The sequence below is a fragment of the Streptomyces sp. NPDC058464 genome, assembly GCF_042721035.1.
GTDB lineage: Bacteria > Actinomycetota > Actinomycetes > Streptomycetales > Streptomycetaceae > Streptomyces.
On sequence record NZ_JBHXMA010000011.1, the window covers coordinates 15,316 to 40,672 of the forward strand.

The 25,357-nt window shown below is 71.0% G+C and carries 21 protein-coding genes; 14 read left to right on the forward strand and 7 right to left on the reverse strand.

What is annotated here, in order from left to right:
- The first annotated feature begins 20 nt into the window (after positions 1–20).
- Positions 21–1,322, forward strand: coding sequence for a KamA family radical SAM protein (locus tag ACFWPQ_RS16690; protein WP_384034456.1), 1,302 nt, complete (start codon positions 21–23; stop codon positions 1,320–1,322).
- Positions 1,323–1,459: 137 nt separating this feature from the next.
- Here ACFWPQ_RS16690 and ACFWPQ_RS16695 read toward each other — a convergent pair whose 3' ends face one another.
- The gene (locus tag ACFWPQ_RS16695; protein ID WP_384034459.1) at positions 1,460–2,902 is read right to left on the reverse strand and encodes a cytosine permease; all 1,443 of its coding nucleotides are present in this window, start codon (positions 2,900–2,902) and stop codon (positions 1,460–1,462) included.
- Positions 2,903–3,055: 153 nt separating this feature from the next.
- Here ACFWPQ_RS16695 and ureA point away from each other — a divergent pair, with 153 nt between their 5' ends.
- The 6 genes from ureA (at position 3,056) to cimA (ending at position 10,514) form a co-directional block, all read left to right on the forward strand.
- The gene (gene ureA, locus ACFWPQ_RS16700; protein WP_361289793.1) at positions 3,056–3,754 is read left to right on the forward strand and encodes an urease subunit gamma; all 699 of its coding nucleotides are present in this window, start codon (positions 3,056–3,058) and stop codon (positions 3,752–3,754) included.
- Positions 3,751–5,463: an urease subunit alpha gene (locus tag ACFWPQ_RS16705; protein ID WP_384034462.1), complete on the forward strand. Its 1,713-nt coding sequence runs from the start codon at positions 3,751–3,753 to the stop codon at positions 5,461–5,463. The genes ureA and ACFWPQ_RS16705 overlap by 4 nt, the downstream gene beginning before the upstream one ends.
- A gap of 24 nt (positions 5,464–5,487) precedes the next feature.
- Positions 5,488–6,525 carry an agmatine/peptidylarginine deiminase gene (locus tag ACFWPQ_RS16710; RefSeq protein WP_384034465.1) on the forward strand — a complete coding sequence of 346 codons (1,038 nt, stop codon included), beginning with the start codon at positions 5,488–5,490 and terminating at the stop codon, positions 6,523–6,525.
- Positions 6,526–6,567: 42 nt separating this feature from the next.
- Positions 6,568–7,167 carry a TetR/AcrR family transcriptional regulator gene (locus ACFWPQ_RS16715; RefSeq protein ID WP_384034468.1) on the forward strand — a complete coding sequence of 200 codons (600 nt, stop codon included), beginning with the start codon at positions 6,568–6,570 and terminating at the stop codon, positions 7,165–7,167.
- A gap of 146 nt (positions 7,168–7,313) precedes the next feature.
- On the forward strand, positions 7,314–8,573 hold the full coding sequence (locus ACFWPQ_RS16720) for a TolB family protein (protein ID WP_384034471.1): 1,260 nt from the start codon (positions 7,314–7,316) through the stop codon (positions 8,571–8,573).
- A 330-nt stretch (positions 8,574–8,903) separates the two neighbouring features.
- On the forward strand, positions 8,904–10,514 hold the full coding sequence (gene cimA, locus ACFWPQ_RS16725; protein WP_384034474.1) for a citramalate synthase: 1,611 nt from the start codon (positions 8,904–8,906) through the stop codon (positions 10,512–10,514).
- A gap of 96 nt (positions 10,515–10,610) precedes the next feature.
- Here cimA and ACFWPQ_RS16730 read toward each other — a convergent pair whose 3' ends face one another.
- Complete coding sequence (locus ACFWPQ_RS16730; protein WP_384034477.1) at positions 10,611–12,500, reverse strand: ricin-type beta-trefoil lectin domain protein; 1,890 nt, start codon at positions 12,498–12,500, stop codon at positions 10,611–10,613.
- 127 nt (positions 12,501–12,627) lie between these two features.
- Between ACFWPQ_RS16730 and ACFWPQ_RS16735 the strand changes: the two genes are divergently transcribed.
- Together ACFWPQ_RS16735 and ACFWPQ_RS16740 are read left to right on the forward strand one after the other, a co-directional pair.
- Positions 12,628–15,639 (forward strand): glycoside hydrolase family 3 N-terminal domain-containing protein, encoded by a 3,012-nt coding sequence (locus ACFWPQ_RS16735; protein WP_384034479.1) that lies wholly within the window; start codon positions 12,628–12,630, stop codon positions 15,637–15,639.
- A 42-nt stretch (positions 15,640–15,681) separates the two neighbouring features.
- Positions 15,682–17,046: a hypothetical protein gene (locus ACFWPQ_RS16740; protein ID WP_384034482.1), complete on the forward strand. Its 1,365-nt coding sequence runs from the start codon at positions 15,682–15,684 to the stop codon at positions 17,044–17,046.
- 10 nt (positions 17,047–17,056) lie between these two features.
- Here the strand turns inward: ACFWPQ_RS16740 and ACFWPQ_RS16745 are convergent, their stop codons facing one another.
- Positions 17,057–17,479: a MarR family winged helix-turn-helix transcriptional regulator gene (locus ACFWPQ_RS16745; protein WP_384034485.1), complete on the reverse strand. Its 423-nt coding sequence runs from the start codon at positions 17,477–17,479 to the stop codon at positions 17,057–17,059.
- Positions 17,480–17,540: 61 nt separating this feature from the next.
- Here ACFWPQ_RS16745 and ACFWPQ_RS16750 point away from each other — a divergent pair, with 61 nt between their 5' ends.
- The 3 genes from ACFWPQ_RS16750 (at position 17,541) to ACFWPQ_RS16760 (ending at position 20,417) form a co-directional block, all read left to right on the forward strand.
- Complete coding sequence (locus ACFWPQ_RS16750) at positions 17,541–18,608, forward strand: FUSC family protein (protein WP_384034488.1); 1,068 nt, start codon at positions 17,541–17,543, stop codon at positions 18,606–18,608.
- Between the two features lie 150 nt (positions 18,609–18,758).
- Positions 18,759–19,607: an alpha/beta fold hydrolase gene (locus tag ACFWPQ_RS16755; RefSeq protein ID WP_384034491.1), complete on the forward strand. Its 849-nt coding sequence runs from the start codon at positions 18,759–18,761 to the stop codon at positions 19,605–19,607.
- Positions 19,608–19,733: 126 nt separating this feature from the next.
- Positions 19,734–20,417 (forward strand): DUF899 family protein, encoded by a 684-nt coding sequence (locus ACFWPQ_RS16760; RefSeq protein WP_384034494.1) that lies wholly within the window; start codon positions 19,734–19,736, stop codon positions 20,415–20,417.
- A gap of 109 nt (positions 20,418–20,526) precedes the next feature.
- Here ACFWPQ_RS16760 and ACFWPQ_RS16765 read toward each other — a convergent pair whose 3' ends face one another.
- Positions 20,527–21,123 carry a YceI family protein gene (locus ACFWPQ_RS16765; protein WP_384034496.1) on the reverse strand — a complete coding sequence of 199 codons (597 nt, stop codon included), beginning with the start codon at positions 21,121–21,123 and terminating at the stop codon, positions 20,527–20,529.
- Positions 21,124–21,579: 456 nt separating this feature from the next.
- On the opposite strand from ACFWPQ_RS16765, the gene ACFWPQ_RS16770 reads away from it, so the two are divergent.
- Both ACFWPQ_RS16770 and ACFWPQ_RS16775 read left to right on the forward strand, forming a co-directional pair.
- Positions 21,580–23,175, forward strand: a complete 1,596-nt coding sequence (locus tag ACFWPQ_RS16770; RefSeq protein ID WP_384034500.1) for an acyl-CoA carboxylase subunit beta — start codon at positions 21,580–21,582, stop codon at positions 23,173–23,175.
- 35 nt (positions 23,176–23,210) lie between these two features.
- Positions 23,211–23,411 (forward strand): acyl-CoA carboxylase subunit epsilon, encoded by a 201-nt coding sequence (locus ACFWPQ_RS16775; RefSeq protein ID WP_046729245.1) that lies wholly within the window; start codon positions 23,211–23,213, stop codon positions 23,409–23,411.
- A 304-nt stretch (positions 23,412–23,715) separates the two neighbouring features.
- On the opposite strand, the gene ACFWPQ_RS16780 is transcribed toward ACFWPQ_RS16775, so the two are convergent.
- The 3 genes from ACFWPQ_RS16780 to ACFWPQ_RS16790 all read right to left on the reverse strand — a co-directional run bounded on the left by ACFWPQ_RS16780 (position 23,716) and on the right by ACFWPQ_RS16790 (position 25,357).
- The gene (locus tag ACFWPQ_RS16780; protein ID WP_123973912.1) at positions 23,716–24,297 is read right to left on the reverse strand and encodes an ATP/GTP-binding protein; all 582 of its coding nucleotides are present in this window, start codon (positions 24,295–24,297) and stop codon (positions 23,716–23,718) included.
- Positions 24,278–24,847: a DUF742 domain-containing protein gene (locus ACFWPQ_RS16785; RefSeq protein ID WP_089098549.1), complete on the reverse strand. Its 570-nt coding sequence runs from the start codon at positions 24,845–24,847 to the stop codon at positions 24,278–24,280. Before ACFWPQ_RS16785 ends, ACFWPQ_RS16780 begins: the two co-directional genes overlap by 20 nt.
- Before the next feature lie 96 nt (positions 24,848–24,943).
- Positions 24,944–25,357 (reverse strand): roadblock/LC7 domain-containing protein, encoded by a 414-nt coding sequence (locus ACFWPQ_RS16790; RefSeq protein WP_093825739.1) that lies wholly within the window; start codon positions 25,355–25,357, stop codon positions 24,944–24,946.

Below are 25,357 nucleotides of genomic sequence, written 5' to 3' on the forward strand. Positions count from 1 at the left end.
AATAGAGGGCCCCGCCACACATGAGCTCAGCGCACCACCCCCGCTTTCGCGCCTTCACGCCCCGTGACCTGGACGGTCTGCTCCGGCGTGTCCCCCTGACGGACGATCAGCGGCTGGCGCTGCGGGCGGTCTCCTCGGTACTGCCGTTCCGTACCAACGCGTATGTCGTCGACGAGCTGATCGACTGGTCCGCCGTGCCCGAGGACCCGGTCTTCCGGCTGACCTTCCCGCAGTCCGGGATGCTGCCCGCGCCCGACGTCCGCCGGATGGCCGAACTGCTGGCCGCGGACGCCCCGCGCGCCGAGATCCAGCGTGCCGCGCACGAGATCCGGATGCGGCTCAACCCGCACCCCTCCGGCCAGCTCGACGCCAACGTCCCCGTGCACGAGGGACAGCGGCTGACCGGCCTGCAGCACAAGTACCCGGAGACGCTGCTGCTCTTCCCGCGCCAGGGCCAGACCTGCCACGCCTACTGCACCTACTGCTTCCGCTGGCCGCAGTTCGTCGGCGAGGCCGACCTGCGCATCGCCACCGACGACATCGCGGCCACCGGCTCCTATCTGCGCGCCCACCCCGAGGTCGCCAGCATCCTGGTCACGGGCGGCGACCCCCTGGTGATGAGCACGGAGGTGCTGCGCCGCTACATCGAGCCGCTGCTGCGGATCGACACCGTCCGCTCGATCCGCGTCGGCACCAAGTCCCTCGCCTTCTGGCCGTACCGCTTCACCACCGACCGCGACGCCGACGACCTGCTGCGCCTCTTCGAGGAGGTGGTGGCGAGCGGCCGGCACCTCGCCCTGATGGCCCACTTCACCCACCCGCAGGAGCTGCGCCCGCCCGTCGTCCGGGAGGCGATGCGGCGCGTCCGCGACACCGGGGCCGTGATCCGCTGCCAGGGCCCGCTGGTGGCCGGGATCAACGACAGCGCGGACGCCTGGGCCGAGCTGTGGGAGGAGACGACCACGCTCGGCGCGGTGCCGTACTACCAGTTCGTGGAGCGGGACACCGGCCCCCAGGGCTACTTCGGCGTCCCGCTCGCCCGCGGCCACGCCATCTTCCGCGACGCCTACGCCCGGGTCTCCGGCCTCGCCCGCACGGTCCGCGGCCCGGTCATGTCGGCGATGCCGGGCAAGGTCTGCGTGGACGGCGTCGCCGAGGTGGCCGGCGAGAAGGTCTTCGCCCTCCACCTCATCCAGGCCCGCGACCCGGACCTGGTCGGCCGCCCCTTCTTCGCCGCGTACGACGAGGGCGCGACCTGGTTCACCGACCTCAAACCGGCGTTCGGGGCGAGCCGGTTCCTGCCGGGGCTGGAGGCGGGGTGACGGGCGCCGGTCGTTGTCGGGTGCGGCGCCGTGGGGGTGGCGGCCCTTCCGGGGGCTGCGCCCCCAGACCCCCCTTCGGCCTGAACGGCCTCGTCCTCAAACGCCGGACGGGCTGAAAATGTGGCTGAGCGCCGCTCTCAGACGCCCGATGGGCTGAGGTGTGGCTGGGTGCTGTCGTCGGACGCCGGTCGAGGTGTGTCCGTCCGGTTCGACGTCAGCAACAGGTAGACCAGTCCACCCACGGTCCCCGACAGCAGGAAGCTGCAGTCCACCCCGCCCGTCAGCGTCAGCAGCGGGCCCTCGTACGACGGGAGCGACACCGCCAGCAGGCCGACGCCCGCGCCCAGGGCCCAGGACGCCGTGGCCCGGATGTTCCAGCCGGCCCGGTACCAGTAGATCCCGCCCCGGGAGCGGCGGTTGAAGACCTGGAGGGCGTCCGCGTCGTACACGCCGCGGCAGCGGACGAAGCCGATCAGGGTGATGACCGCCCACGGGGTGCCGATGGCGGTGAGCAGGAGGACGAAGGACGTCATCGCCGACTGCGCGTTCCAGGCGTAGTGGCCGGCGAAGACGCAGGCGGTGGCGACGACCGCGACCGTGCAGGTGGCGCGGGCGCGGGACGCGCGGGGCAGGATCGCGTCCAGGTCCAGGCCCATCGAGTAGAGCATCAGGCCCGCGTTGCCGACCGAGCCCGCGGAGGCGGAGAGCAGGAGCGGCACCAGGTACCAGGCGGGGGAGGCGGACACCAGCGGGCCCGCGTAGTCCGTCGCCGCCCGCGCGGCGTACGCGGTGAACGTGCCGAACAGCTGCGGGACCAGGAGGCCCAGGATCAGGCCCAGCCAGGTTCCGTGCAGGACCCGGCGGGAGGTGTGGCGGGCCGGGGAGATGTAGCGGGTGTAGTCGCCGAGGAGGGTGATGAAGGCGACCGGCCCGGACAGTCCGGCGGCCACCGCCGCCAGACACCACGTCGGCCAGAAGCCGCCCAGCAGGTAGCCGCCCGCCTCCGGCAGCGCGGAGGTGGTGAAGTGCGGGGCGTAGGCGAAGATCCCGAGGACCAGCAGGGCCGTCATGCCGATGGCGAGGACCTTGGACATGGCGAGCAGCACCCGGTAGCCGTACACCGCGCCCGCCACCGTCGCCGCCGCGAGCACCGTGTAGACCGCGGCGTACGCCACCCCGTCCGCCGGCATCCCGAACAGCCGCCCCAGCACGCTCACCATCACGTCGCCGCCGATCCACACGGTCAGCGCGGTGTAGCCGAGGGCGAGCAGCAGGCCCACCACCGAGCCGACCAGCCGCCCGCGCACCCCGAACTGGGCGCCGGAGGAGGTGGACAGGTTGGTCGCGGTGCGCAGCGAGACCAGGGCCAGCGGGGCCGTGAACACCGTGCCGACCAGCGTGCCCGCCACGATCGCGGTCACCGACGCCCACCAGCCGAGCCCGAAGGACGGCGGCAGCCAGCCGAAGATGATCACGCCGAGGCAGAGGTTGGAGCCGAGCAGGATCGAGACCAGGTCCTTCGGCCCGCTGGTGCGTTCCCCGTCCGGGATGGTGTCGACTCCGCGCTGTTCTATCGGCATGGCTGGTCTCCTCCGACGGCCACCTGAGGGTTAGAACGACGTTCAATGTGAGTGACCCGGAGGTGGATGTCAACGGTTCCCTTCTCGTATTCCGACATTTAGAGTGTTGTTCTAAGTCGAGCGAAGCAAGAGGAAGCGAAGGAGGTGCCGGGCGTGCGACTGACCCCCACGGAACGTGACCGGCTGCTGCTCTTCGGAGCCGCCGAGCTGGCCCGTGCCCGCCGCGCGCGGGGCCTCAGGCTCAACGTGCCGGAGGCCACCGCGCTGATCGCGGACACCGTCTGCGAGGCCGCCCGGGACGGCCGGCGGCTCGCCGAGGCGATCGAGGCGGCCCGCGCCGTCCTCGGCCCGGCCGACGTGCTGCCCGGCGTCGCCGACGTCGTCACCGAGGTGCATGTCGAGGCCGTCTTCGACGACGGGTCCCGGCTCGCCGTCGTCACCGACCCGATCGGGGGCGGGGGACTGGGCGAGGACGCGCCCGGCGCGCTGCTGCCGGGGCCCGAGCACGCCGACCCGGAGGCGGTCGTACGGCTGACCGTCACCAACACCGCGACCGTGCCCGTCTCCGTCACCTCGCACTTCCACTTCTTCGAGGCCAACCCGCGCCTCGACTTCGACCGCGCCGCGGCCTACGGCCTGCGGCTCGCCGTGCCCGCCGGGTCGTCCGTGCGGTTCGGGCCGGGGGAGTCGCACGAGGTCGGTCTCGTCCCGATCGGCGGCGCCCGGGTCGCCATCGGCTTCGCCGGGCTCGTGGACGGGCCGCTGGACGCGCCCGGTGCCCGCGAGGAGGCGCTGCGCCGCGCCGCCGCCTGCGGATACCTGGGCATTCGAGAGCAGGAGACCGAGCGATGAGCCGCCCCGGAGGCCACCCCGCCGAGGCCCGCCGCCTCACCCCGCACGAGTACGCGGCCACCCACGGCCCCCGCGCCGGCGACCGCGTCCGGCTCGGCGACTCGGGGCTCGTGATCCGCGTCGAGGACGACTCCCAGCGCTACGGCGACGAGTTCCTGGCCGGCTTCGGCAAGACGGCCAGGGACGGGCTGCACCTCAAGGCCGCCGCCGTCCGTGAGACCTGTGACGTCGTGATCAGCAACGTCGTCGTGATCGACGCCGTGCTCGGGATCCGGAAGGTGTCCATCGGGATCCGCGAGGGGCGGATCTGCGCGATCGGGCGGGCCGGGAACCCCGACACCCTCGACGGGGTGGACGTCGTGGTCGGCACCGGTACGTCCATCGTGTCCGGCGAGGGGCTCATCGCCACCGCCGGGGCCGTCGACACGCACGTCCACCTGCTGTCGCCGCGCATCATGGAGGCCTCGCTGGCCTCCGGTGTCACGACGATCATCGGGCAGGAGTTCGGGCCGGTGTGGGGCGTCGGCGTCAACTCGCCCTGGGCGCTGAAGCACGCCTTCAACGCCTTCGACGCCTGGCCGGTCAACATCGGCTTCCTCGGCCGGGGTTCGTCCTCGCACGCGGCTCCGCTGGTCGAGGCGCTGGCCGAGGGGGGTGCCTCCGGCTTCAAGGTGCACGAGGACATGGGCGCCCATACGCGGGCGCTGGACACGGCCCTGCGGGTCGCCGAGGAGTACGACGTCCAGGTCGCCCTGCACAGCGACGGGCTGAACGAGTGCCTGTCGGTGGAGGACACCCTCCGCGTCCTCGAAGGCCGCACCATCCACGCCTTCCACATCGAGGGCTGCGGCGGCGGACACGTGCCCAACGTCCTGAAGATGGCCGGTGTCCCCAACGTCATCGGCTCCTCCACCAACCCCACCCTGCCCTTCGGCCGGGACGCGGTCGCCGAGCACTACGGGATGATCGTCTCCGTCCACGACCTGAAGACCGACCTGCCCGGCGACGCCGCCATGGCCCGCGACCGCATCCGCGCCGGGACCATGGGCGCCGAGGACGTGCTGCACGACCTGGGCGCGATCGGCATCACCTCGTCCGACGCGCAGGGCATGGGCCGGGCGGGGGAGACCGTCCGCCGCACCTTCGCCATGGCCGGCAAGATGAAGGCCGAGCTCGGCGCCCCGGACGACGGCCACGACAACGAGCGCGTCCTGCGCTACCTGGCCAAGCTGACCATCAACCCCGCGATCGCCCACGGCCTCGCCCACGAGGTCGGCTCGATCGAGGTCGGCAAGCTGGCCGACATCGTGCTGTGGAACCCGGAGTACTTCGGCGCCAAGCCGCAGCTCGTCCTCAAGTCCGGTTTCCCCGCGTACGGTGTGACCGGCGACCCGAACGCGGCCACCGACACCTGCGAACCCCTCGTCCTGGGGCCGCAGTTCGGGGCGTACGGCGCCACCCCCGCCGACATCTCCGTCGCGTTCGTGGCCCAGGCCGCCCTCGACCAGGGCCACGACACCATGCCCACCCGGCGCCGCCGGGTCGCCGTCCGCGGCACCCGCGGCATCGGCCCCGCCGACCTGCGACGCAACTCCCGCACCGGAGCGGTCGACGTGGACCAGCGCACCGGCCTGGTCACCCTCGACGGCGAGCCGCTCCACTCGGAACCCGCCGACTCCGTCGCCCTCAACCGCCTCTACTTCCTGTAAATGCCCAAGCCACTAAGGACCCCCATGAACAAGGCTGCCTCCGACGGCTTCCGGATGCCCGCCGAGTGGACCCCGCACGAGCGGACCTGGATGGCGTGGCCGGGCCCCAACCCCACCTTCGACGACGCCGACGACCTCATCGCCGCCCGGATGGCCTGGGCGTCGGTGGCCCGCGCGATCCTCCGCTTCGAACCGGTGACGGTCGTGTGCGGCCCGGGCCAGTCGGCCGAGGCGCAGGCGCTGCTCGGGCCGGGCGTCGACACCGTCGAGCGCGACCTCGACGACGCCTGGATGCGGGACATCGGCCCCACCTTCCTCACCAACGGCCGCGAACTGGCCGCCGTGGACTGGACGTTCAACGGCTGGGGCGCCCAGCACTGGGCCCGCTGGGAGCACGACGCGAAGATCGCCGGGTATGTCTCGGACCTCGCGGGCGCGCGGACGTACGCCTCGAAGCTGGTGAACGAGGGCGGTGCGATCCACGTCGACGGCGAGGGGACCGTCCTGCTGACCGAGACCGTGCAGCTCGGCCCCGAGCGCAACCCGGGCTGGACCAGGGCGGAGGTCGAGGCGGAGATCCACGGGATGCTCGGCACCCGCAAGGCGATATGGCTGCCCCGCGGCCTCACCGGCGACTACCCCCCGTACGGCTTCGGCACCCTCGGGCACGTCGACATCGTCGCCGCCTTCGTCCGCCCGGGAGTCGTGGTGGCGCACTCCCAGCCCGACCCCGCGCACCCCGACCACGAGGTGTCCAAGGAGGTCATCGGCCTGCTGCGGTCCCAGACGGACGCGCGCGGCCGGACCCTGGAGGTCGTCGAGGTGCCGGCCCCGACCGTCCTGGAGGCCGACGGCCACTGGGCCGACTACTCCTACATCAACCACTACCTGTGCAACGGCGGGGTCGTGCTGTGCGGCTTCGACGACCCGCGCGACGAGATCGCCGCCGGGATCTTCCGCCGTCTCTTCCCCGAGCGGACGGTCACCCTGGTGGACGCCCGTACGATCTTCGCGGGGGGTGGAGGCATCCACTGCATCACCCAGCAGCAGCCGAGGATCTAGTTCCAGGGGACCTGGTTCTGGTCGTAGTTCGAGGAGCCGAAGATGGCCGGTGGGCGCAGACAGGCCCCGCCCCGCGAGGAGGTGCTCGCCGCCGCCATGACGATGATCGCCGAACGGGGCCTGGAAAAGCTCACCATGGCCGCGCTCGGCCGCGAGGTCGGGATGAGCAGCGGCCATCTCCTCTACTACTTCCACTCCAAGGACGAACTGCTGCTGCAGACCCTGGAGTGGAGCGAGGGCCGGCTGGGCGCCGAGCGCGGCCGGCTGCTCACCCGGCGCGGCACCGCCCGCGAGCGCCTCGACGCCTACGTCGACCTGTACGTGCCCGACGGGCACCGGGACCCGCACTGGACGCTCTGGCTGGAGGTCTGGAACCGCTCGCAGAACGCCGACGAGGCGGCCCGTGACCGGCAGGCCGCCATCGAGGGCGCCTGGCACCGCGACCTGGTGGCGCTGCTCGCCGAGGGCGTCTCACGCGGCGAGTTCCGGCCCGTCGACCCCGACCGCTGCGCCGCCCGCCTGCGCGCCCTGCTCGACGGCTTCTCCATCCACGTGGCGATCGGCCTCCGCGGCACGGACCGGGCGCAGGTTCTCGGCCACGTACGCGAGTTCCTGGAAGCGGATCTTCTCGCGGACGCGTGACCTTACGACCCGGTTGTACGCAATACGGGTGATTGACCCGGGTTGGGTGGCGCGGTTTCATCCTGTCGAGCCCTCGGCGCAGGGCCGGGGGACACGGGGATCGGCACGATCACCGGCGACGCCATCGCTCACAGGGGGAACAGACCATGGACATCGGCGCACGGGCCTTACTGGCCACCGCCCTCGTCACCGCCGCGGTGACTCTGGCGGGCACGACGGCGACCGCGGCACCCGAGGTGCCGTACACCGAGCGCGCCAGCATCGCCCAGGGCGACGGGCAGCTGGCCGAGGCGTCGTTCGGGGCGGCGGCCACGGACCTGGGCGTCGCGTTCACCTCGAACGGGGCCGCCTACAGCGGGGACACCAACGGGCAGTCCGACGTGTACTACCGCAGCTCGACCGGGACGTCCGTGGTCAGCTACGCGGCGCAGGCCGGCGGCGGCACGGGCGACGGCCCCTCCTACGATCCCTCGGCCTGCTCCACCGGCCGCTTCATCGCCTTCGTCTCCCAGGCCGCCAACCTGACGACGACCCCGCGCCAGGACCACGAACCGCTGATCTACCTGCGCAACCGCAGCGTCGGCAAGATCGGCTCGCTGCCCCGCAGCTACGAGGGCGTGCCGTTCACGTCGATGGGCGATCCGGCGATCAGCTTCGACTGCCAGTGGGTCGCCTTCGTGGCCACGCTCCCCTCCACCCCCGACCACGTGGAGCAGTCGCGCGTCTACCGGTACCGCGTCTACGACGGCTCGGTCACGCCGGTCAGCCAGGTCTCCGAGGACGGCTCGCGCGCCGCCGGCCGGCCCTCGATCAGCGCCGACGGCCGGTACATCGCCTACCAGTACGCGATCCCGCACCGTGGCGGACCGGCCGACCACAGCGACATCTACGTCCGCGACATGGACGGCGGGACCCTGGAGAAGGCATCCGTGGCGCGCGACGGGGGAGCGGCGAACCGCGAGTCCACCGGACCGTCGATCAGCGCCGACGGCCGCACGGTGGCCTTCGACTCGTACGCCTCGAACCTCACCCGCGGGGACACCAACGGCAGTGTCGACGTCTTCGTCCGCGATCTCGACCAGGGCCGCACACGGCTGATCAAGGGCAGGGGCAGGGGCACCTTCACCTACGGGGCTTCGCTCAGCGCGGACGGGCTCCGGGTCGCCTACGAGTCCGGCCGCCTGGCCGATCCGTCGGCACCGCGCCAGGTCTGGCTCGCCGATCTGCCCGCCGGCAGGGCGCGGCTCGTCAGCGCGAACCTGCGGCGCGGCCCGGGCGACGGCTCGTCGACGAGCCCGTCCATCCGGCCGGACGGACTGGCGGTCTCCTTCGAGTCGTACGCCGACGACCTGGTGCCGGGCGACACGAACGGCGCCGCCGACGTGTTCGTACGGCACCTGGGCTGACGCCCGCGCCGACACCTGTGCCGCACTCCACAGTGTTCGCATCATGAGACGGACGGTGAGCACGGGGCGGTCTGTGCCAGACTGCCTCCGTGCTCTCGTTCGCCACGATTATTGGCAGCAGGCGCGCCGGTCCGCAGTGACCACCACGTACGACCAGGTACGGGTGGCCATCGTCGTCCTCGACCCGCGCGCAGACCTCTCGCACCCGCGAGGGGTTTTTTCGTTTTCCGGCCCACCTTCAGCCGGACGGCGAGCGCGAGGGACCATGGAGGGACGGTGGAGCCGGTCATTCCGGTACGACCGAGAAAAGACATCAGGAGCCTAGGGACCATGACCGAGACGGAAACCCACGAGCTGGACGACTCGTTCCACGTCTTCGACACCACGCTGCGCGACGGCGCGCAGCGCGAGGGCATCAACCTCACCGTCGCGGACAAGCTGGCCATCGCACGGCACCTGGACGACTTCGGCGTGGGCTTCATCGAGGGCGGCTGGCCGGGCGCCAACCCCCGGGACACCGAGTTCTTCGCCCGCGCCCAGCAGGAGATCGACTTCAAGCACGCCCAGCTGGTCGCCTTCGGCGCCACCCGCCGGGCCAACGCCAAGGCGGCGGAGGACCCCCAGGTCAGGGCGCTGCTGGAGTCCGGCGCCCCGGTGATCACCCTGGTCGCCAAGTCCCACGACCGGCACGTCGAGCTGGCGCTGCGCACCACCCTCGACGAGAACCTGGAGATGGTCCGCGACACGGTGTCCTTCCTGAAGGGCCAGGGCCGCCGGGTCTTCGTCGACTGCGAGCACTTCTTCGACGGCTACCGCGCCAACCCCGAGTACGCCAAGGCCGTCGTACGGGCCGCCTCGGAGGCCGGCGCCGACGTGGTCGTCCTCTGCGACACCAATGGCGGCATGCTCCCCGCCCAGGTCCAGGCCGTGGTCTCCACCGTCCTCGCCGACACCGGCGCCCGGCTCGGCATCCACGCCCAGGACGACACCGGCTGCGCGGTCGCCAACACCCTGGCCGCCGTGGACGCGGGCGCCACCCACGTCCAGTGCACGGCGAACGGCTACGGCGAGCGGGTCGGCAACGCCAACCTGTTCCCGGTGGTCGCCGCCCTGGAGCTCAAGTACGGCAAGCAGGTGCTGCCGGAGGACCGGCTCCGCGAGATGACCCGCATCTCGCACGCCATCGCCGAGGTCGTCAACCTCACGCCCTCCACCCACCAGCCCTACGTGGGCGTCTCGGCCTTCGCGCACAAGGCCGGCCTGCACGCCTCCGCGATCAAGGTCGACCCGGACCTGTACCAGCACATCGACCCCGAGCTGGTCGGCAACACCATGCGCATGCTGGTCTCCGACATGGCCGGCCGCGCCTCCATCGAACTCAAGGGCAAGGAACTCGGCGTCGACCTCGGCGGCGACCGCGAACTGGTCGGCCGCGTCGTCGAGCGGGTCAAGGAGCGCGAACTCCGGGGCTACACCTACGAGGCCGCCGACGCCTCCTTCGAGCTCCTCCTGCGCGCCGAGGTCGAGGGCGGGCCGCGCTCCTACTTCCGCGTCGAGTCCTGGCGGGCCATCGTCGAGGACCGCCCCGACGGCACCCACGCCAACGAGGCCACGGTCAAGCTCTGGGCCAAGAGCGAGCGCATCGTCGCCACGGCCGAGGGCAACGGCCCGGTCAACGCCCTCGACCGCGCCCTGCGCGTGGGCCTCGAGAAGATCTACCCGCAGCTCGCCAAGCTGGACCTGGTCGACTACAAGGTCCGCATCCTGGAGGGCAAGCACGGCACCGAGTCCACCACCCGGGTCCTGATCTCGACCTCCGACGGCACCGCCGAATGGTCGACGGTGGGCGTCGCGGAGAACGTCATCGCCGCCTCCTGGCAGGCCCTGGAGGACGCGTACACCTACGGCCTGCTGCGCGCGGGCGTGGAGCCGGCGGAGTAGCAGGGAGCCCGGCGGAACACCCGGCGTCGGCTCGGCCGACGCCGGGTGGACCTCACCTCTCTCCCGACCGAGTCGGGTGGTGGGTGGGCGAGGGCCTTACTGGAGGTGCCACTTCTGGTTGGACGCCCCGGTGCAGGACCAGATCTGCGCCCGCGCCCCGTTCGCCGACGAGTTGTCCGTGACGTCCAGGCACTTGCCGGCCGCCGCGTTGACCACGTCACCCGTCGAGGAGTTGTACGACCACTGCTGCGCACCGGTGCCGTTGCAGTCGTACAACTGCACCTTCGCGCCGTTCGCCGTCGACGCCGACGTCACGTCGAGGCACTTGCCGAGCGCCCGGACCGACCCGTCGGACTGCACGGTCCACTGCTGGGCGGTGGAGCCGTTGCAGTCGTAGAGCTGGACGGCCGTGCCGTTGGCGGTCGCACCGCCCGCCACGTCCAGGCACTTGTTCGCGAGCCCCACGAAGGCCCCCGTCTGGCTGCCGCCGCCCGACTGGGTGCCGGACCAGGTGAAGGTCGCCGAGGTCTTGCCGGGGAGCGAGTAGGTGGCGTGCTGCGAGCCCCAGTTGACGGTCACCGTCTGCGCGCTCGACGAGTCGTTGTAGGCGATCAGCGCCTTCGAGCCGTCCGGGTTGCGCCAGGCCACGTTCGGCACGGTGGTGGACGCGGTGGAGGAGATCCGCTGCGCGCCGGGCCGGACGAACTTGGTCAGGTGGCCCATGTCGTAGTACTCGACGGTGTAGTCGACCGTCCCGCTGGCGCCGTCCCCGTTGTGGACGGTGATCAGGCCCGTGCAGGTGCCGCAGCCGCCGTTGTGCGGGCCCATGTTCTGGTCCACGGCCAGCGACCACTTGGTCACCGACTTCGCCCAGTTGCGGGTGTAGTCGATGATGTTGGACATGTCCTCCTTCTGCTGGTTGGCGACCCAGGTGCCGCCGGAGTGCTCGGTGCCGAAGGCGTCCAGCGTCGGGTACTGGTTGTGCACGGTGGTCTGCTCGGAGACGTCACCGCCGTAGCCGTGCCAGGCGATCCCGCCGAAGTTGGGGTGGTTGCGGATCGTCGAGTCGTTGACGAGCGCGGCCGCGTACGAGTCGTATACGTCCCAGTTCCAGTCGTGCGCGAGGACCTTGGTGGACAGGCCGGCCGACTGGAGCTGCGGCAGCAGGTCGTTCTTGAGGAAGTACTGCAGCCCGGAGGCGTTCCAGCTCATCGACGGGTAGCCGGAACAGCAGGTCGGCTCGTTCTGCGGGGTCACGTAGGAGACGTTGACGCCCTGCGCCTGGTACGCCTGGAGGTACTTCACGAAGTATGCGGCGTAGGCGGCGTAGTCCTCCGACTTGAGCCAGCCCCCGTTGAGCGAGCCGCTGTCCTTCATCCAGGCCGGTGCCGTCCATGGCGAGGCCATGACAGTCAGAGAGGGGTTCAGCTGGAGCGCCTGCTTGGTCAGCGGCACGACGTCCGCGAGGTCGTGCGAGATGGAGAAGCTGTTGAGGTTCGGGTCGCTCTGCCCGGCGGGTACGTCGTCGTACGTGTACCCGTACCGTGCCAGGTCCGAGGCGCCCATCGGATTGCGCAGGAACGACAGCCCGATGCCGTTCGTCGGCGAGAACAGCTTCTGCATGGTGGCGTCCCGGGTGGCCTGGGACAGCGCCCCGCTGCTGTTCATCAGCCAGGCCGCGGTGTCCGTGAAGGACGCGCCGCCGCCGGTGAAGGTCTGGTAGCGGGTGTTCTCGTCGACGGTGATGTTCGTGCCGCTGCCGCCGGTCCCGGCGGAGAAGGCGAACGGCGTCTGCGCCTGGAGCCCGCGGGTGACATGGCGTCCGGCGGAGTCGTCGGTGGTGGTGAGGTACGCGGTGACCTGCTCGCCTGCCGCGTGCGCCGGCGGCACGACGGCGCTGAAACCGGCCGCCGTGAGCAGTCCGGCGAGGGCCAGCCGGAGCGTACGGCGTGTTCTTCTCGTCGGCACGTGGGGGGTGCTTCGCATGGGCACATCGCCCTTCCTGACGGGACGTCTTGACGGGTGTGCGAGCCGTTAGTTAACTCACGTCGTGATCTAAGCCATGAGTGAACTGTGAGAGCCCCGAGTGAACCAGAGAGTCGAGGGAAGGTCCATGCCAAGAGCCGCCCTGCTCGTCTCCACCGCCCTACTCGCAGCCCTGATCCCCCTGTCGGCCGCCAGCGCCGCCGACGACCCGGCCCCCACCCCCGTCGACCACTTCGAGGGCGAGGTCCCCTTCGCCTCCCAGCCCGCCGAGGGCATCTTCACCTGGGGGAGCGACAGCGACGACCCGCCCGCCCTCCAGTTCGCCGACCGCGCCGACGCGCCCGAGGGCGCCAAGGTCCTCTCGGGGACGTACGACATCAGCGGCTACGGCGGCTTCACCCACGACTACGCGGCCACCGAGCCCGCCCACGACTGGTCCGCCCACCAGGGCATCCGCTTCTGGTGGGACGGCCAGGACAACGGCAAGAAGATCGCCTTCGAGATCAAGGACGGCGGCGCCAACGGCGAGGCCTCCGAGCTGTGGACGACGTCGTTCACCGACGACTTCACCGGCTGGAAGCAGATCGAGATCCCGTTCTCGGACTTCGTCTACCGGACCGACTACCAGCCGGTCGGCGGCATCGACCACGTCCTCGGCCTGACCCAGATGTGGGGCTACGCGGTCACCCTCCCCGTCGGGCTCAAGGGCCAGTTCGCCATGGACGACGTGGAGCTGTACGGCAAGGCGGACCAGGCGCTGCGGGCCTCCGTCACCACGGACGCGGCCGTCTACCCGGTCAAGGAGGGCGGCACGGCGACCGTGAAGGTCACCGTCGCCACCACCGGCTCGGCTCCGATCGACGACCCGGTCACCGTCGCCTACGAGACGTCCGGCGGGACCGCCGACGCCGGCAAGGACTACCAGGCGGTCTCCGGCACCCTCACCTTCCCCGCGGGCACGGCCTCCGGGGCCACGCAGACCATCAAGGTGCCGACGCTGAAGGACCGTTCGGCCGAATCGGCGGAGACCATCCCGCTGAAGCTCACGGTCACCGGCGCCAAGGCCCCCGCCGAGACCCCGCAGGTGGTCATCGACGCGCACGGACTGCCGTATCTGGACAGCAAGTTGCCGGTGAAGAAGCGGGTCGCCGATCTCCTCTCGCGGATGTCCCTGGCGGAGAAGGTCGGCCAGATGACCCAGGCCGAGCGCGGTGCGGTGGGCACCGGCGGTGACGTCACCGCGTACGACCTCGGCTCGCTGCTCTCCGGCGGCGGCTCGACCCCCACGCCCAACACGGCCGCGGCCTGGGCGCAGATGATCGACTCCTTCCAGCTCCGGGCGCAGGCGACCCGGTACCAGATCCCGCTGATCTACGGCGTCGACGCGGTGCACGGCCACAACAACCTGGCCGGCGCCACGATCATGCCGCACAACATCGGCATCGGCGCCACCCGCGATCCCCGACTGGCCGAGAAGACCGGCGCGGTGACCGCCTCCGAGGTCCGCGCCACCGGCATCCCCTGGGACTTCGCGCCCTGCCTCTGCGTCAGCCGTGACGAACGCTGGGGCCGCTCCTACGAGTCCTTCGGCGAGGACCCGGCCCTGGTGAAGTCCATGGAGACCATCATCCAGGGCCTGCAGGGACGCGCCGACGGACGTGACCTCAAGGACGACGACAAGGTCCTCGCCACCGCCAAGCACTTCGTCGGCGACGGCGGCACCGCCTACGGCTCCTCCACGACCGGGTCGTACACCGTCGACCAGGGCGTCACCACGGTCACCCGGCAGCAGCTGGAGGCCGTCCACCTGGCACCGTTCCAGACCGCCGTCGACCGGGGCATCGGCACCGTCATGCCCTCCTACTCCTCCCTGGACATCGTCGGCGACGGCCAGGGCCCGGTGAAGATGCACGCCCGCACCGACATGATCACCGGGGTGCTCAAGGGGCAGATGGGCTTCCAGGGCTTCGTGATCAGCGACTGGAACGCCATGGACCAGCTCCCCGGCGACTACGCCGCCCACGTGCGCACGGCCGTCGACGCGGGCGTCGACATGATGATGGTCCCGTACGGCTACAAGGACTTCACGGCCTCCCTGACCGACCAGGTGACGGCGGGCACCGTCACCGAGCAGCGCATCGACGACGCGGTCTCCCGCATCCTCACCCAGAAGTTCAGGCTGGGCCTCTTCGAGCACCCGTACGCCGACACCAGCGGTGCCGCGCAGATCGGCTCCGCCAAGCACCGGGCCGTCGCCCGGCAGGCGGCCGCCGAGTCCCAGGTGCTGCTGAAGAACTCCGACAGCGTCCTGCCCCTGAAGAAGTCGGAGAAGGTGTACGTCGCCGGGTCCAACGCCGACGACCTCGGCAACCAGACCGGCGGCTGGACCCTCACCTGGCAGGGCGCGTCCGGCACCCACACCACCGGCACCACCATCCTCCAGGGCATGAAGAACGCCGGGGGAGACGTCACCTACTCCAAGGACGCCTCGGCGCCGACGAGCGGCTACGACGTCGGGGTGGTCGTGGTCGGCGAGACCCCGTACGCCGAGGGCGTCGGAGACGTCGGCAACGGAAACGACCTCACGCTGACCCCGGCCGACCAGGCCGCCGTGGACAAGGTGTGCGCGGCCATGAAGTGCGCGGTGCTGATCGTCTCCGGGCGCCCGCAGCTGATCGGCGACCGGCTCGGCGAGATCGACTCCCTGGTGGCGTCCTGGCTGCCGGGCACCGAGGGCGACGGCGTGGCCGACGTGCTCTACGGGAAGAAGGCCTTCACCGGGCAGCTCCCGGTCACCTGGCCGAAGTCCGAGGCGCAGCTGCCGATCAACGTGGGCGACGCGTCCTACGACCCGCAGTACCCCTACGGCTGGGGTCTGACCACCCTGACCAGGGCCCCCAAGGGCGGCGAGGCCACCCTGAAGTCGCTCGGCGCGGCCGCGAGGTCGGCTGAACGGGCGGGCTCCGACGCGGCCGGCCGGAAGCTGGTCGCCAAGGCGCGGCTGCTGGTCCAGGCGAAGATCGGGCAGTCGATCACGGCCGCCGTCTCCAAGCCCTTCGCCGACGCCGACCACCTGCTGCTGACCGGCAAGTACGGCGCGGCGGTGGAGAAGCTGACGGAGGCGTACCGGGCAGCGTAGAGGGAGAGCGCTCTTTGGGAGGCTTCGGGGTAGTTTCGAAGCATGAAGGCGGTGCGACGGACCACCCGAAGCCTCCCGGGGCTGCTGTTCCTGGCATTGGCGCTGGCGCTGGTCGCCCTGACCGCGTCCGCCCCGCGGGCGACCGCGGTCACCGGCGTCTCGGCGATCGCGGACGCCCTGCGCAAGAACCCGGTGTACGTCGACCCGGCGGCCGCGGCCCAGCTCTCCACGGCCGACGCCGACACCCTGGCCCGGCAGATCAAGGACGCCGACAAACCTCTGTTCATCGCCGTCCTGCCGGCCGGCTACCCCACCCAGGACCTCTTCACGAACCTGCGCACCGCCACCGGCGTCACCGGCCTCTACGCGATCCGCCTCGGCGACCGCTTCGACGCCCGCGCCGACTCCTCGGTGCTCTCCCGGACGGCCGTGCAGAACCTGGTGACCAGCGTCCAGGGCGAGACCGCCAAGACCCAGCTGACCGACTTCACCGACCGCGCCCTGACCAACATGGGCGGCAAGGCCCCCGCGGCCTGGGGCGGCGGCAGCTCGGGCGGTTCGGGCGTCTCCGGTACGGCGCTGATCACGATCGGGGCCGTGGTCGTGGCCGGCGGGGCGGGCGCCTACGCGCTGGTCCGCCGTAACCGCCGGCGCCACGAGGAGGAGCAGCGGGCCGCCCTGGACCGGCTCCGGGTGGTCGTGGACGAGGACATCACCGCGTTCGGCGAGGAACTGGACCGCCTCGACTTCCACCCGGCCGAGCCCGGCGCCGACGACGCGATGCGCGCCGACTACGAGCGCGCCCTGAACGCCTACGAGCAGGCGAAGTCCGCCATGGCCGAGGCCCGCAGACCGGAGGACGTCCGCGGGGTCACCCAGGCCCTGGAGGACGGCCGCTTCTCGCTCGCCCAGCTGGCCGCCCGCCGCGAGGGCCGCCCGCTCCCGGAGCGCCGCCCGCCCTGCTTCTTCGACCCCCGGCACGGCCCTTCGGTCACGGACGCCAGCTGGATCCCGCCCGGCGGGGCACCCCGCGAGGTCCCGGTCTGCGCGGCCGACGCGACCCGCCTGGCCGACGGCCGCGACCCGGTGGTCCGCGAGGTCGACACCGACTACGGCCGCCGCCCCTACTGGGACGCGGGCCCGGCCTACGGCCCCTGGGCGGGCGGCTACTTCGGCGGCGGCATCCTCCCCGGTCTCCTCCTCGGCACGGCCCTGGGCGGCTGGATGTCCGCGCCCGCCTACGCGGCCGACTACGGCACCGGGTACGGCGACTTCGGCGCCGGCGGCTACCAGGGCGGCGACATGTCGGGCGCGGACTTCGACCCCGGGGACTTCGGGGACTTCGGCGGGGGCGGCGACTTCGGCGGCGGGGGCGGGGACAGCGGGGACTTCGGCGGCGGTTTCTGAGCCGCGCCGGCTACTCCAGGCCTCCCAGCCGCTCCAGCACACCGGCGGCGAGCAGCAGCACCCCGCGCTCGGTCTCGCCCAGCGCCCCGAACGCCCCGGCCAGCCAGGCGTCCCGCTGGGCCATGTCGTCCTCCAGCGCACGCCGTCCCGCCTCGGTCAGGCTCAGCACGGACTGCCGCCGGTCGGTCGGGTCCGGCGCCCGTCCGACCAGCCCCTCCGCCTCCAGCTCCGCGAAGACCCGGGTCAGCGACTGCGGCCGCTGCCGCTCGGCCGCCGCGACCTCGCCGGGCGTGGACGGCCCGTGCCGGTACAGATGGCCGAGCACCGACAGCTGATTGGGACTGAGGCTCCCGTCCCCGCGCTCCTGCCGCAGCCGACGGTTGAACCGGAGGACGGCACGACGGACACGGGCGGCTTCGGCGAGATGCTCCATGAGCTTGATCGTACGCTATTACTTACTATCTATCCGGCAACCATCCCGTACTCTGCATCAGGTGACCGCAAAACTCATACGCAACGCGTACGAAGCCGGGTTGACGATGACGGCCGTGCTGCTCTCCTGGGGAGCCGCGCTGGTACTGGAGGGGGCCGCCGGGCTGCACACCGACGTGCTGGTCCTCGCGGTCGCCCTCACCCTGACCCTCGCCTCCAGCCAGCGCACCGCCGACACCCGCCGACGGCTGATGTCACTGGTGGTGCTGCCCGTGACAGCCGCCGCCTCGATCTTCGTCGGCCGGCTGCTCGCCTCCCACTACGCCGCGGGCGCGGCCGTCTACACGGCCGGCATGGCACTGGCCATCTGGATCCGCCGCTACGGCCCGCTCGCCACCAAGGCGGGCACGCTGCTGGCCCTGCCCCTGGTGGCCCTGCTGGTGGTCCCCGGCCCCGCATTACCGCCAGAGGCGCAGAGCGGCCTTGTGACCTGGGGCTGGTCCGCGCTGGTCGGGCTCATGGCGTGCTGCTCGGTGTGGCTGGTGCAGGCCCTGGGCGACCGCTTCGGCCCCTGGCGCGCGGCCCCGGCCCCCGAGCCTCCCCCACGCCCCTCCCGCCTCCACCCGCGCCCGAGCAGCCGCATGGCCGTCCAGATGGCCGCCGCGATCGCCGCCGCCTTCACCCTCGGCCACCTGCTCTTCGACGACCACTGGCCCTGGGTCGTGCTGACCGCCTACGTCGCCGCGAGCGGCAACCGCGGCCGGACCGACGTCCTGCGCAAGGGCATCGAGCGCCTGGCGGGCGCCTGCGTGGGCACGTTCCTGGCGGCGGGCGTCGCGGAGGCCGGCGTCACGGGCCGCACCGCGGTGGCCCTGATGTTCACGACCCTCGCGATCGCCCTCTGGCTCCGCCCCCTCACCTACGCCTACTGGGCCGCCGGCATGACCTGCGCCCTGTCCCTCCTCCTCGGCTACTTCGGCCAGGACGCCCTCCATCTCCTCCCCACCCGCCTGGAGGGCATCGCGGTGGGCGCGGTCCTGTCGGTGGCGTCGGCGTGGTGGCTGCTGCCGGTGCCGCGCAGGAGGGCGGCGGCACGCCCCGGGGTACGGGCGGGCGCCGAATCCCTGTAGACGCCGCGACCAGCCGGTTCGCCGCCCCCGGAATCTGGGTCATTTGACGGGTGCCACCGCAAAAACGGTCTTCATAGGGTCCGTGACATGCCACACCGATCACATTCGGCCGTGTGTGGCCTGACCCGACCCCTATGCGTGAGGAGTCCCATGAGTGCCGAGGTTTCCCGTCGTCAGGTACTGGCCGCCGGAGCGGCGCTGGCCGGGGCGGCGGCGCTGACAGCCGGCTCCGAAGGAACGGCCGACGCGGCGGCCCCCGCCGATTCCGGCAAGGAGAAGCCGGGAGTGAAGCCCACGATCGTGCTGGTGCACGGCGGTTACGCCGATTCGTCCTGCTGGAACGCCACCATCCACAGGTTGCAGGACAAGGGCTACACCACGGTCTGCGGGTCGAACCCGCTGCGGGGCATTCCGACCGACGCCCCCTACACCGCGAGTCTGCTGGACTCGATCAGCGGACCGGTCGTGCTGGTGGCGCACTCCATGGGCGGCACGGTCATCACGAATGCCGCTGCCGGGAAGAGCAACGTCAAGGCGCTGGTCTACATCGCGGCGTTCGTGCCCGAGGTGGGCGAGACGCAGGGGGACCTCATCGGCAAGTTCCCCGGCAGCGAGGTCCTGCCGGTGAGCGTGCCGGTGCCGTACACGAAGGCCGACGGCACGACCGGGACCGACCTGTACCTGAGCAAGGACGGCCAGGCGGCCTTCGCCGCCGACATCTCGACCGCCGACTTCCGGGTCCTGCAGGCCACGCAGCGCCCGTTCGACGCCGATTCCTTCACCTACCCGACCACGGCCGCGGCCTGGAAGACGATCCCGACGTGGGGGCTGGTCGCCGGCCAGGACAAGGCGATCCCGCCGGCCTGCGAGCGCTGGATGTACGGCCGCGCCAACGCGCGCAAGGTCGTCGAAGTGCCGGACTCGTCCCACGTCGTGATGCTCAGCCACCCCAGGGTCGTCGCCGACCTCATCCGGGACGCCGCCGAGGCGGTCGCCTGACGCTCGCGACGAGCGCCCCGGTCCGCCGCCACGGACCGGGGCGCCCGCGCCTCGACGGGAGTGACCGGGGCCGCCGCCCTAGACTCGAAGGACCGTCACGGGGGACGCCTACCCCAGGAGGACGCGATGGTGCGGCAGACGAGGCTGGCCGGGGAGACCGAGGAGTATGTCGGCGCCCGCGAGGAGCTGCGGCTGGCCGAGATCGAGCTGATGCGGCGCCGGGAGGAGGTCGCGGCGCTGCGGCGGGCGCTCCCGCAGGGGCCGGCCGTCGACGACTACGTCTTCCTCGAAGGGCCCGCCGACCTCGACGCGGGGGACACCCCGGTGCGCGAGGTCGCGCTGAGCGAGCTGTTCTCCGGCCCCGAACGGCCGCTGATCGTCTACCACTTCATGTACGGCAAGCTCCAGACCAGCGCCTGCCCGATGTGCACGATGTGGATCGACGGCTACAACGGCATCGCCCACCACCTGGCGCGGAACGCGGACCTGGTCGTCGCCGCGGCCGCGGACCCGCCCACCCTCCGCCAGTACGCCCGCGATCGCGGCTGGCACCGGCTGCGGTTGCTCAGCTGTGGTGACAGCACGTTCAAGTACGACCTGGGCAGCGAGGACAAGGACGGCGCGCAGGACTCCACGGTCTCCGTCTTCACCCGTGCGGGCGACGGCACCGTCCGGCACACCTACTCCGCCCATCCGCGCATGGCCGAGGACATCCAGGAGCGCGGCATCGACCTGCTGACGCCCGTGTGGCACCTCCTCGACCTCACCCCGCGGGGGCGCGGCGACTGGTACGCGAGCCTCGACTACTAGGACACGGCACCCGGGACATCCGGACGGACATGGCCGAGCGCCGCCCTCAGGGGAGTGGAGGGCGGCGCTCAGTGGTCGTGATCGGGGCCGGCGGTACGGCGCCGCGGGGTCACGCGTTCTTGATCGCCGAGATGTCGAAGTTCAGCTTGATCTTGTCGGAGACGAGGACGCCACCGGTCTCCAGCGTCGCGTTCCAGGTGACGCCCCAGTCGGAGCGCTTGATCTCGGCCTTGCCCTCGAAGCCGACGCGCTCGTTGCCGAACGGGTCCTTGGCGGCGCCGTTGAACTCCAGGTCGATGGTGACCGGCTTGGTGACACCGAGGATCGTGAGGTCGCCGGTGATGCGGTAGTCCTCGCCGCCGAGGGCCTCCGCCTCGGTGGAGCGGAAGGTCATCGTCGGGAACTCGTCGATCTTGAAGAAGTCCGCCGACTTCAGGTGACCGTCACGGTCGGGGCTGCCGGTGGTGATGCTCGCCATCTTGATGTCGAGCGAGGCGGTGGACTTCGACGGGTTCTCGCCGTCCAGGTGCAGGGTGCCCTCGAACTCCTGGAAGCTGCCCTTGACGTTGGTGACCATCGCGTGGCGGGCCACGAAGCCGAGCGTGGTGTGCGCCGGGTCGATCGTGTAGTCGCCGGTCAGCGCGGCCGTGTCGGCGCCGGTGCCGGCGGCGGTCGTCTCGTCGTTCTTGCGGCCGAAGATGCCCATGAGGTGCTCCTTGGGGGGACGGGTCGCGGCTTCGAAGCGGTACATACGGAAGGCGCGGCCTTGATGTTTAACGTTCAACGAACTCAACGAGAGACACCGTAGACCTATTCCATTCAACCTTCAACATCATCGGTTCGCGTGTCGCGGGCATTACTCACCGTAGTGTCGCGCCGACCGGTATCGCGGCCGGGACCCGCTGGCGGGAGCGGCTAGGCTCCGTGTGGGTGAACCGCCGTCCGGAGTCCTGTGTCACTCCGCGGGTGGTATGGGCGGCCGGGGAATGTGAGGCGCGTCTCAGTCGATGCCTTTGTGGTACCCCTACAACGGCGAGGCCCCCTGAGCAGTCGGAACGGCTGCATGCCGTTCTGGTTCTGTTCAGTGGTTCCAGGAAAACGCGTCGGAGACTGTACGGAGTCGACGTCTCGCATTCCTTGGTGTCCTTCGTAAGGTCGCTACATGACCGTTTTGGAAGAGACGACGGGCGAGCCCACCGGTGAGCCGACGGACGCGCGCGGGCGGGTCGCCGAGCTGCACGAGATCCGTGCGGCGGCGGTGGCGGGACCCAGCGAGAAGGCGACCGAGGCGCAGCGGGCCAAGGGCAAGCTGACGGCCCGGGAGCGCATCGAGCTGCTCCTGGACCCGGGTTCCTTCCAGGAGGTCGAGCAGCTGCGCCGGCACCGTGCGGTCGGCTTCGGCCTGGAGGCCAAGAAGCCGTACACCGACGGTGTCATCACCGGCTGGGGCACGGTCGAGGGCCGTACCGTCTTCGTCTACGCCCATGACTTCCGGATCTTCGGCGGCGCGCTGGGCGAGGCCCACGCCACCAAGATCCACAAGATCATGGACATGGCCATCGCGGCCGGTGCCCCGCTGGTGTCGCTGAACGACGGCGCCGGCGCCCGCATCCAGGAGGGCGTCTCCGCCCTCGCGGGATACGGCGGCATCTTCCAGCGCAACACCAAGGCCTCCGGCGTCATCCCGCAGATCTCCGTGATGCTCGGCCCGTGCGCGGGCGGCGCGGCCTACTCGCCCGCCCTCACGGACTTCGTCTTCATGGTCCGCGAGACCTCGCAGATGTTCATCACCGGCCCGGACGTCGTCAAGGCGGTCACCGGCGAGGAGATCACCCAGAACGGGCTCGGCGGCGCCGACGTCCACGCGGAGACCTCCGGCGTCTGCCACTTCGCGTACGACGACGAGGAGACCTGCATCGCGGAGGTCCGCTACCTCCTCTCCCTCCTCCCGCAGAACAACCGCGAGAACCCGCCGCGCGTCGAGTCCACGGACGCGGTCGACCGCCGCAGCGACGTCCTCCTCGACCTGGTCCCGGCGGACGGCAACCGGCCGTACGACATGGCCAAGGTCATCGAGGAGATCGTCGACGACGGCGAGTACCTGGAGGTCCACGAGCGCTGGGCGCGGAACATCATCTGCGCGCTGGCCCGGATCGACGGCCAGGTGGTGGGCATCGTCGCCAACCAGCCGCAGGTGCTGGCCGGCGTCCTGGACATCGAGGCGAGCGAAAAAGCTGCGCGCTTTGTGCAGATGTGTGACGCTTTCAATGTTCCGATCGTCACATTCCTGGACGTACCGGGCTTCCTCCCCGGTGTCGACCAGGAGCACGGCGGGATCATCCGCCACGGCGCGAAGCTCCTCTACGCCTACTGCAACGCGACCGTGCCCCGGATCTCCCTGATCCTGCGCAAGGCGTACGGAGGTGCCTACATCGTCATGGACTCCCAGTCGATCGGCGCCGACCTCACGTACGCCTGGCCGACCAACGAGATCGCGGTCATGGGCGCCGAAGGTGCCGCCAACGTGATCTTCCGCCGGCAGATCGCCTCCGCCGAGGACCCCGAGGCCATGCGGGCCCGCATGGTCAAGGAGTACAAGTCCGAGCTGATGCACCCCTACTACGCGGCCGAGCGCGGCCTGGTCGACGACGTCATCGACCCGGCCGAGACCCGCGAGGTACTCGCCAGGTCGCTGGCGATGCTCCAGACCAAGCACGCCGACCTGCCGTCCCGTAAGCACGGCAACCCCCCGCAGTAATCCTGCGGAAACCTCTCTCACGGAGACTGACACCCATGAACGTGCCTGACATCCGCGTCGAGAAGGGCAACGCCGACCCGGAGGAAGTCGCCGCCATAACGGCGGTCCTCCTGGCCCGCGCGGCCGCCCGGCCGACCGCCGACACCGAGCAGACCCACCGCGGCCGCGCCAAGGCCGGCTGGCGCCGCCTGGAGCGCGAGAACGGCTTCCGCGCCCCGCACAGCTGGCACGGCTAGGCCGCGCCGCTCAGCCGACAGCACGTAGGAGAAGGGCCCCTCTGGCTTGAGAGGGGCCCTTCTCCGTGTGCGCGCCAGGGGTGCCGGACCGGGTTCGGCGCCGCCGGACACCGCCGTCGGGCCGAGCGCCGTTGCGGCGGAGAAAAGATGGAAACAGTTCGGGCCCCTCCGATGAAGGGGCCCGGAACGCGCCCCTCAAGGGGCGCGGGACTGCATCTATGTGCGGCTCCGCCGCGTGGGCGCGACAAGCCACGGACTACCCGCAGTCGGCGAGCGGCCAGCCGTGGCAGCCCAATGGCCGAACCTAACGGAGCCGAGCCATCAGGGCGTGCTCCACGAGAGTGATCAGCGCCGACTTCGCATCGGCACGATGCCGCGCATCCGTCGTGATGATCGGCGTGTCCGGCCCGATCTGCAGGGCCTCGCGGACCTCTTCGGGGTTGTAGGGCTGGCTGCCGTCGAAGCCGTTGAGGGCGACGACGAAGGGCAGGCCCGAGTTCTCGAAGTAGTCGACCGCGGGGAAGCAGTCGGCGAGGCGGCGGGTGTCGACCAGGACGATCGCGCCGATCGCGCCTCGTACCAGGTCGTCCCACATGAACCAGAAGCGGTCCTGGCCGGGGGTGCCGAACAGGTACAGGATCAGGTCCTGGTCCAGGGTGATACGGCCGAAGTCCATGGCGACCGTGGTGGTCGTCTTGTCCCCGGTATGGGTGAGGTCGTCGATGCCGGCAGACGCGGACGTCATCACGGCCTCTGTGCGCAGCGGGTTGATCTCCGAAACGGCCCCGACGAACGTGGTCTTGCCCACGCCGAAGCCGCCCGCCACCACGATCTTCGCGGAGGTGGTGGAGCGGGAAGGACCGCCGCTAGAGCTTGCGAAGTCCACTGAGCACCCTTTCGAGCAGTGTCACGTCTGGCTGGCCACCGGCGTTCTCGTCGCCGCCGGGCTGATGAATGGCGACCAGGCCTGCCTCCGCCAAGTCGGCGACGAGGATCCTGGCCACGCCGAGTGGGATCGACAGGAGGGCCGAGACTTCGGCCACCGACTTGATCTCCCGGCAGAGGTTGCAGATCCGCTGATGCTCGGGCAGCTGGCCCTGCATCTGGTGCGGCTGTGCGGTGGTGTGCACCAGCGCCTCGATGGCGAGCTGGTACCGCGGGCGGGTCCGGCCACCGGTCATGGCGTACGGACGCACCAGGGGGTTGTTGGACCCCGAGGCCGGCGCCGGCTCGGGGCGCCGCTGCGGCTGCACCGGCTGGATGCGCGGCGCCGGCGGCTGGTCGTACGGCGAGGGACCGGGGCCCTGCGGTGCGTACGGCTGCCGGTGGCTCGGCGTGGAGGGGAAGTTGTACCGGTTCCCGGAACCGTCGCCCTGGCCTTGCGCAGGCCCGTACGACCAGTTGCCGTTATTAGAACCGCCTGGGGGTGTTGCCACTTTCTCTCCTCCTCCGACCGCGCCGGGCACCCATCCTTGTGGAGCCGCGTCCCGAAACCTTACGGCCCCGGGACGCCAAAACGCACCGTCTGACTGTTAGTTGAGAAGGCTTCCTTGGAGTTCCTGGCGCAGATCCGGGGTAAGAACGGTGCCCGCGCGGTCCACCAAAAGGGCCATCTCGTACCCAATCAGGCCGATGTCGGCCTCCGGGTGGGCCAGGACCGCCAGCGACGATCCATCGGAAACGGACATGATGAACAGGAATCCCCGCTCCATCTCCACAACCGTCTGATTCACGCTTCCCCCCTCGAAGATCCGGGAGGCGCCTGCCGTCAGGGACGTCAGACCGGAAGCCACGGCCGCGAGCTGGTCGGCGCGGTCGCGGGGGAAGCCTTCGGACATCGCCAGAAGGAGTCCGTCGGCGGAGACCACCACCGTGTGGGACACCCCCGGGGTGTTGTCCACGAAGTTGGTGATCAACCAGTTCAGGTTCTGTGCCGCCTGGCTCAT